The sequence below is a fragment of the Flavicella sp. genome, from assembly GCF_037132785.1.
Taxonomy (GTDB): Bacteria; Bacteroidota; Bacteroidia; order Flavobacteriales; family Flavobacteriaceae; genus Flavicella.
Genome location: NZ_JBAHZZ010000106.1, coordinates 1 through 12621, shown reverse-complemented (window position 1 = coordinate 12621; position 12621 = coordinate 1). Strand labels below are relative to the sequence as shown.

General features: G+C 31.5%; 12 protein-coding genes and 1 pseudogene. 6 read left to right on the top strand and 7 right to left on the bottom strand.

Going from position 1 to position 12621, the window contains the following annotated elements; genetic code table 11:
* The first annotated feature begins 132 nt into the window (after positions 1-132).
* A complete protein-coding gene (locus tag V5787_RS07300) occupies positions 133-630 on the top strand; it encodes a fumarylacetoacetate hydrolase family protein (RefSeq protein ID WP_336892599.1) in 498 nt (165 codons plus the stop codon).
* Between the two features lie 42 nt (positions 631-672).
* Here the strand turns inward: V5787_RS07300 and V5787_RS07295 are convergent, their stop codons facing one another.
* The 3 genes from V5787_RS07295 to V5787_RS07285 form a co-directional block, all read right to left on the bottom strand.
* Positions 673-1635 carry a glycosyltransferase gene (locus V5787_RS07295; protein ID WP_336892597.1) on the bottom strand — a complete coding sequence of 321 codons (963 nt, stop codon included), beginning with the start codon at positions 1633-1635 and terminating at the stop codon, positions 673-675.
* 114 nt (positions 1636-1749) lie between these two features.
* Positions 1750-2565, bottom strand: a complete 816-nt coding sequence (locus tag V5787_RS07290) for an SDR family oxidoreductase (protein WP_336892596.1) — start codon at positions 2563-2565, stop codon at positions 1750-1752.
* A gap of 118 nt (positions 2566-2683) precedes the next feature.
* Positions 2684-2986, bottom strand: coding sequence for a DUF4834 family protein (locus V5787_RS07285; protein ID WP_336892595.1), 303 nt, complete (start codon positions 2984-2986; stop codon positions 2684-2686).
* Positions 2987-3895: 909 nt separating this feature from the next.
* On the opposite strand from V5787_RS07285, the gene V5787_RS07280 reads away from it, so the two are divergent.
* Positions 3896-4603: a 16S rRNA (uracil(1498)-N(3))-methyltransferase gene (locus V5787_RS07280; protein ID WP_336892594.1), complete on the top strand. Its 708-nt coding sequence runs from the start codon at positions 3896-3898 to the stop codon at positions 4601-4603.
* Between the two features lie 17 nt (positions 4604-4620).
* On the opposite strand, the gene V5787_RS07275 is transcribed toward V5787_RS07280, so the two are convergent.
* From V5787_RS07275 to V5787_RS07265, 3 genes are all read right to left on the bottom strand, one after another.
* Positions 4621-7551 (bottom strand): glycoside hydrolase family 3 N-terminal domain-containing protein, encoded by a 2931-nt coding sequence (locus V5787_RS07275; protein WP_336892593.1) that lies wholly within the window; start codon positions 7549-7551, stop codon positions 4621-4623.
* A gap of 24 nt (positions 7552-7575) precedes the next feature.
* On the bottom strand, positions 7576-8061 hold the full coding sequence (locus V5787_RS07270) for an ABC transporter ATPase (protein ID WP_336892592.1): 486 nt from the start codon (positions 8059-8061) through the stop codon (positions 7576-7578).
* Positions 8062-8126: 65 nt separating this feature from the next.
* Positions 8127-8900 (bottom strand): exonuclease domain-containing protein, encoded by a 774-nt coding sequence (locus V5787_RS07265; protein WP_336892591.1) that lies wholly within the window; start codon positions 8898-8900, stop codon positions 8127-8129.
* Between the two features lie 169 nt (positions 8901-9069).
* On the opposite strand from V5787_RS07265, the gene thrS reads away from it, so the two are divergent.
* The 4 genes from thrS (at position 9070) to rplT (ending at position 12284) form a co-directional block, all read left to right on the top strand.
* Complete coding sequence (thrS, locus tag V5787_RS07260) at positions 9070-11010, top strand: threonine--tRNA ligase (RefSeq protein ID WP_336892590.1); 1941 nt, start codon at positions 9070-9072, stop codon at positions 11008-11010.
* 78 nt (positions 11011-11088) lie between these two features.
* Positions 11089-11607 carry a translation initiation factor IF-3 gene (infC, locus tag V5787_RS07255; RefSeq protein ID WP_336892598.1) on the top strand — a complete coding sequence of 173 codons (519 nt, stop codon included), beginning with the start codon at positions 11089-11091 and terminating at the stop codon, positions 11605-11607.
* 47 nt (positions 11608-11654) lie between these two features.
* On the top strand, positions 11655-11852 hold the full coding sequence (gene rpmI, locus V5787_RS07250) for a 50S ribosomal protein L35 (RefSeq protein ID WP_336892589.1): 198 nt from the start codon (positions 11655-11657) through the stop codon (positions 11850-11852).
* Positions 11853-11939: 87 nt separating this feature from the next.
* The gene (gene rplT / locus V5787_RS07245) at positions 11940-12284 is read left to right on the top strand and encodes a 50S ribosomal protein L20 (RefSeq protein ID WP_336892588.1); all 345 of its coding nucleotides are present in this window, start codon (positions 11940-11942) and stop codon (positions 12282-12284) included.
* A gap of 73 nt (positions 12285-12357) precedes the next feature.
* On the opposite strand, the pseudogene V5787_RS07240 reads toward rplT, so the two are convergent.
* Positions 12358-12489, bottom strand: a pseudogene (locus V5787_RS07240) (fructose-6-phosphate aldolase); the annotation flags it as partial.
* Between the last annotated feature and the right edge of the window lie 132 nt (positions 12490-12621).

Sequence of the window (12621 nt, the reverse complement as noted above, 5' to 3'; positions counted from 1 at the left end):
TAGCAATGTAGGATTTTGATTTTTTTTCATTTAAAAGAGTCTCAATTTGTACTCTTTCTTTACGGGTAAGTCGTCTATGTTTTTTTACTACCATTTTACAAATCTATAAATTTAGATTTGTTGCGTTAAGTTATTGAATGGAGGTTTCCTTCTTTTACAGATCAATTGTTCTACGAAATAGAACTTGTAATTAAAATTGGTAAAAAAGGAAAAAACATTTCAGAAGAAACAGCTGAGTCTTACATTTCTGATATTGGAATTGCTATAGATTATACTGCTAAAGATGTGATGGCTGCTTCTAGAGAAAACAAAGGTCCTTGGGATCTAAGTAAAGGATTTGACGGAGCTGCGCCAATATCTAAATTTTATCCTGTAGAAAAATTCTCTGATTTATCAGCTATTAATTTTGACTTAAAAATTAACGGAGATCAAAAGCAAGTTGGAAATTCTTCTCTAATGATTTATAGTTTTAAAGAAATTATCGCTTTTATCTCTAAGTATATGACTTTAGAGCCAGGAGATTTAATCTTGACGGGTACTCCTGCTACTGGAGCTGGTAAAAACACCAAAGGAGATCATATACAAGGTTCTTTGGAAGGAGAACTTTTGATCGACTATAAATTGGTTTAAGTAGAAACTTAATAAACTATTTGAAAGCCTTGATGTTTGATGTTAGGGCTTTTGTTTTTTTGAAAAATAAGATATTAAAAACCCAGAACCATATCCATAAAACTGAACATTCGTAGACAAAATTGCTAAAACACCGACTTTAATACTTTTGTTTTCTATAGCCGCATGTAGTCCCAAAGTACTAAAATAAAAGGCATATAAATAAATTCCTTGGAAGAAATTAAAAAACAACCCCATTAAAGAAATTACCCAGCCTAATAAAAACAAACTAGGAAACCAATACGTGATTTTTGCTGTACCAGGGTACTTATTATTTAAAAAAGGTCTCGCTTTACCAAAGGCATTGGTCTGTTTATAGAATTGTTTAAAATTCACCCTTCTTTTATGATACACAAAAGCATCTTCAATCAGTTGAGTTTCAAAACCAAACTCCCATAATCGAAAAGTCAAATCAATATCTTCTCCTATTTTCAAATCAGAAAAACCTTGAGTTTTTTCAAACGCAACTTTAGATATTCCTAAATTAAAACTTCTAGGTTGAAACTTACCCACCGATTTTTTCTTTCCTCGAATACCACCTGTTGTGAGTAGAGAGGTCATTGAATAATTAATCGCCTTCTGAATAGTTGTAAAACTTTCATGGGCGGCATCTGGCCCACCAAAAGCATCAGTATATGTCAATTGCAACTGTTTCTCTACGGCCACTAAATACCCTTTAGGAATCAAACAATCAGAATCGATAATTATAAAATAATTACCTATGGCTTTTTGCATTCCATAATTCCTACTCTTACCAGCTCCTTGATTTTCAGTTGAAAAATATTTTATATCTAATGATGTCATATATTTCCTTACAATATTCTCACATGTATTAGGAGATCCATCTTCCACAATGACTACTTCAAAAGACAATTCACCATTTAGTTGAGTTAAACTTTCTAGTAATTCATCTACCTCATTTGGTCGATTGTAAACAGGAATAATTATAGAGTATTGTAATTTCATTTTATCACTTAAATAAGCCAAATATACTAAAGAAATAGGATGTCTATGAAAATTTTATGTGCAAAAAAAAATGCAAACTCAAAAGTTTGCATTTTTATTATTATTTAGTGATTTTTATTTTTCATCAGTAAATTCAGACATTACAGCTGTACTTACTCCCATATTAGAGAAACCTCCATCGTGGAATAAATTTTGTAATGTAACTTTTTTAGTTAAATCAGAAAACATAGTAATTGTATAATCAGCACATTCTAATGCAGTAGCATTTCCTAATGGAGACATTTTTTCTGCATAAGTGATAAATCCATCAAATCCTTTTACTCCTCTACCAGCAGTAGTCATTGTAGGAGATTGAGAAATTGTATTTACACGTACTTTATAGTCTCTACCAAAGAAATAACCAAAGCTACGAGCAATAGACTCTAAATATGCTTTGTTATCAGCCATGTCATTATAGTCAGGAAATACTCTTTGTGCGGCCATATAAGTCAAAGCTACTATTGACCCCCACTCACTCATTGCTTTTTTCTTATAAAGAACATTCATAACTCTATGGAAAGAAAGCGCAGAAATATCAAACCCTTTATGCGTAAAATCGTAATCAGACTCGGTATAGTGATTCCCTTTTCTTACGTTTACTGACATACCAATAGAATGCAAAACAAAATCAATTTTACCATCTAAGATTTCAATAGACTTATCTACTAGATTTTCTAAATCTTCCATAGAAGTTGCATCAGCAGGAATTACTTGAGATCCAGTTATTTCAGCCAATTCATTAATTGTTCCCATTCTCATAGCAATAGGTGCATTAGTCAAAACAAATGTAGCTCCTTCTTCATGAGCTCTTTGAGCCACTTTCCAAGCAATTGATTTAGGGTCTAATGCTCCAAAAATAATACCTCTTTTTCCTTTTAATAAATTATACATAAATATAAAATTGAATATTTTTATTTTTTTTTTGTGGCAAATATACTAAAGATTGACAAATAAATGATTTCTTATTCTAATTCAAAAAATACTCAAATAAAAAAACGTCATAATTCATTTAATCAACCTCTTCATAATCTACATAATCTCCTACTTTATTTGACTGAGAACTCTGTTTTTTATTCGGTTTCTTATCTATAATCGTTTCTCCAACTTTTATGTCAGATTTCGTTTGACTATATCCTGTATTTCTTTGCTGTGCACGTTTTTTAGCTTTATTTACAACTCTCACTAAAATGAATGGCAAAAAATATTTCGCAAAAAACTTCATACCATAAATTACTAATAATATAATTCCTATGGTTCTTAAAAAGGCAACAAACCCTGCTTCTTGTATCATCAATTCTAAATTTTCCTCCAAAAATAACAATTTCAGAGGAACTTAGTCATTGCTATTCATTAAATCTTATGTTTAAAATTTTAGCTCCTTAATAATGATCAAGTTTTTCTGACTATTTTTATTGTTCTTTTACGACAGTGGTTCAATATACAAAAATAATATACTCTAGTAGACCTGACTAAGTTAAAAGTTTCTTATACTGTTGTTCTTTAATTAGAAAAACAACTAAAAGGTATAACAATATATTTTTGTGACCTTTAAAAATTCAAACTAATTTATTTAACAAAACGAGCCAAAAAACCATCAAAATAAAAATCGTTCAACAGAGAAACAAATGATTTTAAATTTGGTAAAACAGCAAAATAACAAAGAAAAAAAGCAAAAGCTTAAATAGAAATAAGAAAAGGTTAAAAGGAAAATACATCAATTCAAAACACCTATATTTGTAATTAATAAATTATTGCTTATTACCAATTTTATTTTTAAAGGGCTTACTAATAATTCAGAATATTTTTTATTCATATTTCACATAAAAATTGAAGCATAGCACTGCTACGGTTTTGTTTTTATGTGAAATATGAATGAAAATGAAACGAATTTAATGCGTCATTTTAAATATTAATAGGGTATATCCGAAGTTGCTTTTATGAGTTGAATTCAATGTAAAAACAAATCCTCAAACAGAAAACGATAAGCCCTTAAAATCAATTCGATTTAAAACTCAACTATTTTAATGCGCAAAAGAAAAAAGAAGGTTGATAAATAGCAGAACAGGAAAAATACGCCTTGAATAAATTGAAACTCAAAAATCAAAAAACAGCAAAGAAGAACTAAAAGAAGAAAAAAGTATAGGAAAATGGACAAATCCCGAAAAGTACTTAGGAAACAAGATTTACAATACAATATGAACAACTTATCAGGGTACTAGTTATGCAATTATTCTACAGTAAAAACATCGATTCAAATACAAGTAGTTTTGTTTTTGAAAAAACTGAAAGCAGGCATATTGTGAAGGTTCTAAGAAAACAAGAAGGTGACAAATTACATATAACCAATGGTGATGGTGTATTATTAATTGCTGAAATAGTTATTGCAAATGATAAAAAATGTCAGGTTAATATCGTTGAGTCTTCTCTAATAGAAAAACCTTGGAATTACCGCTTACATATTGCAGTTGCTCCTACCAAGCTAAATGACAGAATGGAATGGTTTATAGAAAAAGCAACAGAAATAGGTATTGATGAAATTACTCCTATACTTTGCAAGCATTCTGAAAGGAAAGTCATCAAATTAGATAGATATGATAAAATCGCTCTTTCGGCAATGAAGCAGTCTTTAAAACTTCATTTACCTATAATAAATTCAGCTGTACCCTTTACGGATTTTATAAAAAGTAAACCTAACGGAGATTTGTTTATCGCACATTGTGAAGAGCAAGAAAAAAAATCTTTTAAGAATGAAATTATTCGCAATAGAGACATTACAATTATGATTGGTCCTGAAGGAGATTTTAATCCAAAAGAAATAGAACTAGCTTTGGCTAATTGTTTTACAGCTGTGACTCTTGGAGAAAGTAGATTAAGGACAGAAACAGCTGCTTTGGTTGCTTGTCATTCTGTTGCTTTTGCAAACGAATAGTTCTCAAGATAAAATGACTATTCTATGAAGGCATCTATTATTAATTGTTGAATTTTAGTACGAATATTCTCTTTAACTAATTTATTGTTATCCATAGTAGGATAAGTTCTGTTTGATAAAAAAACATACAACAATCCAGAATCAGGATCTGCCCAAGTATAAGTTCCTGTAAAGCCACTGTGCCCAAAACTATTTGAAGAAACGCATCCACAGGTATTATGTATTTCCGTATCCAAGGAGGGTTTATCAAATCCCAAACCTCTTCTTATTGAGTCCTCTTCATAATACCTTGTGTTAAACATGTCTATTGTACTGGATTTCAAGAATCTATGTCCTCCGTAGAAGCCTTGTTGTAAATACATCTGCATCATTTTTGCAATATCATTCGCATTAGAAAACAAACCTGCATTTCCATTTACGCCTCCCATCATAGCCGCACCTGGATCATGAACGATGCCTTTCAATTCTTGATGTCTAAAATAAGTGTCAATCTCTGAAGGAACTATTCTATCCTTATCAAACTTATTCAAAGGATTAAAGCATAAAGTCTCTGCACCCAATAGTTTACAAAAATTATTGTCTAGAATCTTATCCATACCTTGATGCATTTTAGATTCCATATATTTATTAAATACATAAAAAGATAAGCCACTATATTTATACCCTGACTTCTCACGCTGATCCACCATTCTAATATTCTCGTAAATACTGTCTTTATAATCTGTTCGTAAATACAAATTATTTGCAACCTTAATTGAATACTCCCTGTTTTGACTACTACTATAATATTTAGGCAAAGGTTTATGAGTATTACTATCCAATGTTTTTAAATGAAATGGAATCCACGCCTTTAATCTAGCCACGTGTGACAACACCTCTTTTACTGTTAAAGTATCCTTATTGCTGTCATCACTGCTGTACTCTGGTAATAAATCAGCAAAGGTGTCATCCAAATTAAACAAACCATTTTCTTCTGCTTCCATTAAAACGGGTAGTGCACCTAATATTTTTGTCAAAGATGCAAGATCATACATATCTGAATTTAATACCTCTCTTTTTTCCTTATAGGTATGATATCCAAAACTTTTTTCGTAAATAACTTTCCCATATCTAGCAATCAGTACTTGAGCACCAGGAGTCATTTTTTCTGAAATGGCAAATTCTATCAAACTATCAACTCTTGACAGTTTAGCACTACTGATTCCGACAGATTCGGGCATCCCATAAGACAATCGCATTAAGTTGACCGAGTATAAGCCTGTACCTTCTATAAAATGTTTTCCAATTGAAACAGGTAATTTCCCTTTTGTTTCTTCTGCTCCAAAAATCATTTGAGCAGTTACTCTTTGTGCAAAACTACTGTTTTGATAAGCTACAACTAGCCCTTCAATTTTGTCAAAAGATGAAATGTCTAATAAACTATACGGACTTGCAAACACAGATAAAATAACTTTGTTTTGTTCTGCAATTTTTTCTAACAAACCAAGTTCTTCAATAGAGAATTTAAAACTTTTCCATGGATTGCTGTTTGATTTATGATATCCTATAATTACCTTGTCGAATTCTTTTAACTTATTCAATAGTTCACTCGTCGAACTACCTTTGACCTCAGTAACAGAAGTATATTGATTAAGCATTTTAAAAAAATCAGTATAAGTAGCATCTCCTAATTTTACATAAGCGATTTTTGTTTTAGCTAAATCCCGTATTGGAAAGATAAATTGCTTATTTTGTATCAATGTAATTGATTGCTCTACCAAAGAAATATGTAATAATGAATCTTGAACCGTATTTAACTCTTCTTCTAGATGCTCTATAACGACAGGTTTGTAATCTTGCAGTCCTGCCCAATATTTAGCCTTTAAAATTTTCTTAACAGAATATTCCAGTCTTTCCATAGAAACCTGTCCTGTTTGAATAATGCTTGTTTTAATTTTTTCAACTGCTGCTCCAACATTTTCAGGAATTAATAACATATCATTTCCTGCCATAAAAGCTGCCAAATCAATGTCTCCTGGTTTCGCATAATTAGCAGCTCCCTTCATGTTTAAGGCATCTGTAAAAATCAATCCATTAAATCCCATTTGCTCTTTTAGCAAATTTGTAACCACCTTATACGATATAGAGGTCGGCACTTTTTGATTAGGCTCCAAGGCAGGTACACTTAAATGAGCAATCATAACACTGGACAAGCCAATATCAAATAATTTAGAATAAGGATAAAGTTCGACAGATTGTAATCTATGAATATCAAATAATAGTTGCGGCAGCGTTTTATGAGAATCTGAAGCGGTATCACCATGCCCTGGGAAATGTTTTGCATTCGCCAACACCTGCTCACTTTGCATTCCTCTAATAAAGGCAGAAGCTTTATTAGTTACATTGTATTTATTCTCTCCAAATGAACGATTTCCAATAATTGGATTTTCAGGATTGGTATTGATATCAACTACTGGAGCAAAGTTTATATGTATCCCCAAACGTTTACAGTGTGCTCCAAGTCTCTTTCCAAACTGAACTATCATTTGGTCATTTTCAATTGCACCTAAAGTCATATTCCAAGGATAACGAAAAGTTTTTTTCAGACGCATATCTAATCCCCATTCTCCATCAATCCCAATCAATAAGGGAATTTTAGAAATTTCTTGATAATCGTTATTTAATACCGCTTGTTTTTCAGGTGTACCTTGCATAAATATCAAACCACCGATATGATATTTCTTAATTTGAGATTCAATAAACTTCTTATGTTTAGATCCTTTATTAGAATAAGCTTGAATCATAAACAATTGCCCTATTTTTTCGTCCAAAGACATAGTTTCCATCTTTTCGTTTACCCAAAGTCTTTGAGCTTCTGAATCTTTTGTCAACAATGGATCCAATTGTTGAGAATTTGCAATAAAAACAGTACAAAAGGAGATAATAGAAAATAATATTCTTTGTTTCATAAGCTTAAAATAATGATAGAGTTTTTAATTTAAAAATTTTTGGTGCCAACTATCTTTTGCAGGAACCTCCCATTTAAGCTCTATTTCACCTTTTGTTTTAACCATATTATTAAAGACAATGGTCTCTGCTGTAATTTCACCTTCTTTTACATAATTCTGAAACTCTGCTAAACTTACGATATTGATATTCTCGCCATCTTTAAATGAAATATTTAATTTATTCATCAAATCTATAGATAGTTGAGATTCAATTTTTTTAACAAACCGAACAGAAGAATCTATAGAACAACCCGAAGCATTTGCAAAAGATTCATCTATAGCAAGTACTAAAAACTGATTGTACAATATGGTAAAACTGCCTTTTAAATGATCACCGTGTCGAGTCCAATTATTTACAAAATCAGCTCCTTCTTTTTTGATAATCTCCAATTCATTTGCCATAAATTTCCGATCAGATTGGTATATCCAAATTCTTGCAGTATTAGGTAAAGTATTATAGTCTACTAACATAATTTTATTTTTTACCCTATTTATTTATTTGAAGGGTGTTTTTTTATTATTAAAAGGATTGTCTACTATCCTTTAGTATTCAAACTTCTTAATTTAATTTGAGTCAACACTTTTTTTGTGTATAACGGAAAATCTGCATTCTGAATCCAGGAATAATACCCAGGGTTTTCGGTAAAAACATCAGTCACTTTTCGACCTTTATATTTTCCAAAAGAAAACAATTCATTATCATCTTCATCAAACATCAAAAAACCAGCAAAATCTGCTCTTCTATTATGTGATGAATATTCACTTAAACTTTTAACATCAGTACCAATATCATCATACTTTTCAATCTGCGCCATCAGTATATCATAAGTAGCTAAAGTATCTGCTTCTGCTGAATGCGCATTTTCCAAATCTTTACCACAATAAAATTGATAACCAGCACTTAAAGTACGTTGTTCTTTTTTATGAAAAATCACCTGTACATCAATAGCCACACGATTATGCATATCAAAATCTATTCCAACTCTTAACATCTCTTCAGCTAATAAAGGGATGTCAAATCTATTCGAGTTAAACCCCGCTAAATCACAGCCTTTTATCAAAGTTTCAACCTGCCTCGCCAATTCTTTAAATGTTGGTTCATTTGCAATTTTATCATTAGTAATCCCATGAATGGCAGAAGTTTCTTTAGGTATTTCCATTTCAGGGTTTACCAACCAAGTTTTACTTTCTTTATTTCCATTAGGAAAAACTTTTAAAATCGATATTTCAACAATTCTATCTTTTGCAATATTTACTCCTGTAGTCTCAAGGTCAAAAAAGACAATCGGTTTTTTTAATTCTAAGCCCATTCTTCGTTTTATTTAATATGTAAAGATACTTTTTTATGAATAATTTTGGTGAAATAAGACTTTGATTTTCATAAAAAAAAAGGATTCCATAGTAAGCTTTATTATTAACGAAAATTTAATTTGTTAAGCCGTAGTTTTCTAATACCTTTGCATTCTTAAAATACAATTCATGATTAATATTACTTTACCTGATGGGAGCGTGAGAGAATACGCTAAAGATAGTACACCAATGGATGTTGCACTAAGCATAAGTCATGGTTTGGCTAGAAATGTTATTTCTGCTAGTTTTAATGGAGAAACTGTTGAAACTAAAACACTATTGACTACCGACGGTAATTTAACCTTATTTACTTTTGAGCAAGCAGAAGGTAAAAAAGCATTTTGGCATTCATCTGCCCATGTCTTGGCACAGGCCATTCAGCAATTATACCCTGGTGTAAACCTTACTATTGGACCTGCAATTGAAAATGGTTTTTACTACGATATAGATTTTGGAGACCATAAAGTTTCTGAATCAGATTTCCTGAAAATTGAAAATAAATTTTTGGAGTTGGCAAGGGGGAAACATGAATTTACTTTAAGAGAAGTTTCCAAGGCAGATGCTTTGACTAAATATAAAGAAGAGAACAATTCTTTTAAAGTTGAATTGATCGAAAATTTAACAGATGGAGAAATTACTTTCTGTGATCATGATAATTTTACTGATTTATGTAGAGGGGGGCATATCCCAAATACAGGAATCATTAAAGCTATTAAAGTAATGAGTACCGCTGGCGCTTATTGGAGAGGTGATGAAAAAAATCCTCAATTAACTCGTGTTTACGGAATTTCTTTCCCTAAAGCAAAATTATTAAAAGAATATTTAGAAATATTAGAATTAGCCAAACAGCGTGATCACCGTAAACTAGGTAAGGAATTAGAACTATTCACTTTCTCTGCAAAAGTTGGACTAGGTTTGCCATTATGGCTACCCAAAGGAGCTGCTTTAAGAAATAGATTGGAAGATTTTTTAAAGAAAGCACAAAAGAAAGCAGGTTATGAAATGGTGATTACACCTCATATCGGTCAAAAAGAATTATACGTGACTTCTGGTCACTATGAAAAATATGGTAAAGACAGCTTTCAACCTATCAAAACACCAAAGATAGATGAAGAGTTCTTACTAAAACCTATGAACTGTCCTCATCACTGTGAAATTTATAATTTCAAACCTTATTCATACAAAGATTTACCAAAACGTTTTGCTGAATTTGGAACTGTATACAGGTATGAGCAAAGTGGTGAATTACATGGAATGACACGTGTTCGTTGTTTTACACAGGATGATGCACATATTTTCTGTACTCCAGAACAACTTGATCAAGAGTTTAAAGATGTTATTGATTTAGTGCTATATGTTTTTAAAGCATTAGGATTTGAAGACTTTACAGCACAAATATCATTAAGAGACAAAGAAGACAAAGAAAAATATATTGGGTCTGATGAGAATTGGGACAAAGCAGAACAGGCTATAATCAATGCTGCCGACGAAAAAGGCTTGTCAACTGTTATCGTTTATGGTGAAGCTGCATTTTATGGACCAAAATTAGACTTTATGGTAAAAGATGCGTTGGGAAGAAACTGGCAACTAGGAACAATTCAAGTAGATTACAATTTGCCAGAGCGTTTTGATCTTACCTATAAAGGCTCGGATAACGAAGAACATAGACCCGTGATGATTCATAGAGCACCGTTTGGATCTATGGAACGTTTTATCGCTCTTTTACTAGAACATACAGGAGGAAATTTCCCGCTTTGGTTGATGCCAGAACAAGTTATGATTCTGCCAATTAGTGATAAATATCAAAAATATGCGAAAAAGGTTTCAGAACTGCTAGAAAATGCCGAAATTCGCGCACTAATTGATTCTAGAAGTGAAAAAACTGGTAGAAAAATCAGAGATGCTGAAATCAGTAAAGTTTCATACATGATTATCGTTGGAGAAAAAGAAGAAGGAGAAGGAACTATTTCTGTTAGAAAGCATGGTGAAGGAGATTTAGGTACTTTCGCAATTGAAGATTTTATTCAATTAATAAATAAAGAAGTAAATAGTACATTAGTACAGTTTTAATTAATCCCTGAATAATCAGGCTAAAATTATTGAGTTATAGCAATACGTAGAAACAGATCTCCTAGAAAACCATGGAGGATTCAAAACGAAGACCAACACAGAATCAACAGTCGAATTAGAGATATTGAGGAAGTTCGTTTGGTAGGAGACAACATCGAAGTGGGTGTTTATCCAATTAGAAAGGCCTTAGATCTTGCTCGTGAGCAAGAATTAGATTTGGTGGAAATTTCACCGAAAGCAGTTCCTCCTGTTTGTAAAATTATTGATTATAAGAAATTTTTGTACGAACAGAAAAAGAGAGAAAAGGCATTAAAATCTAAAGCGACGAAAGTTATCGTAAAGGAAATTAGGTTTGGTCCTCAGACGGATGAACACGATTATGAGTTTAAAAAGAAACATGCGATTAAGTTCCTTAAAGAAGGTGCTAAATTAAAAACGTTTGTATTTTTTAAAGGACGATCTATCATCTTTAAAGACCAAGGTCAAATTTTACTTTTAAGACTTGCTCAAGAACTAGAAGAGTATGGTAAAGTAGAACAAATGCCAAGATTAGAAGGAAAGAGAATGATTATGTTTATTGCTCCAAAAAAGAAATAAACAAAATTAAAAAAGATATAAGTAAGAATACATAAAACTAAGGAGATATGCCTAAGATGAAAACTAAATCTAGTGCTAAGAAGAGATTCAAGGTAACTGGAACTGGAAAAATAAAGAGAAAGCATGCTTTTAAGAGTCACATTTTGACAAAAAAATCTAAAAAGCGTAAATTAAAGTTAACTCATGATGGTTTGGTACACAAATCAGATGAGAAAAACATTAAACAACAATTGAGATTAAAATAATTAAGCTCATAGGTAATTAGTATTAACCTTGGAGTGGGCATTTAAGTACATTTAATTGTCGCCTTACTACAAAAAAACATTGAAATTATGCCAAGATCAGTAAATTCAGTAGCCTCAAGAAAAAGAAGAAAAAAAATCTTGAAGGCAGCAAAAGGTTACTTTGGACGTCGTAAAAACGTTTATACAGTAGCAAAAAATGCGGTAGAAAAAGCGATGAGCTATGCTTACCGTGACCGTAAAAATAACAAAAGAAACTTCCGTACATTGTGGATTCAACGTATTAACGCTGGAGCTCGTCAATACGGAATGTCTTACTCTCAGTTTATGGGAAAAGTGAAAGCTAATAATATTGACTTAAACCGTAAGGTTTTAGCTGATTTAGCTATGAACAATCCAGAGGTTTTTAAGGCTATCGTTGATAAAGTAAAATAAATTATTTAATCTCTTACTTATATAGAAAAACCTCAAACTTATGTTTGAGGTTTTTTATATATAAGTATTCCTTTTAATTTCCTTTTGCATAATCTTCTAGGAACTTTGCCAAGCCACTATCTGTTAAAGGGTGCTTTAACAAGCCTTCAATTGCTGTTAAAGGACCTGTAATTACATCTGCACCTAGCTTAGCACAGTTTAAGACCGTTGCAAGGTACATGACAAAAACAAAGACCCAAACTTAGGGTGTAAATCATTGTTTGTTAGCTTATTAAGATGTATATTCAAGCCATGAAACTACAAATAACACCTACTTTTTCAGATAGCATTTGTGATT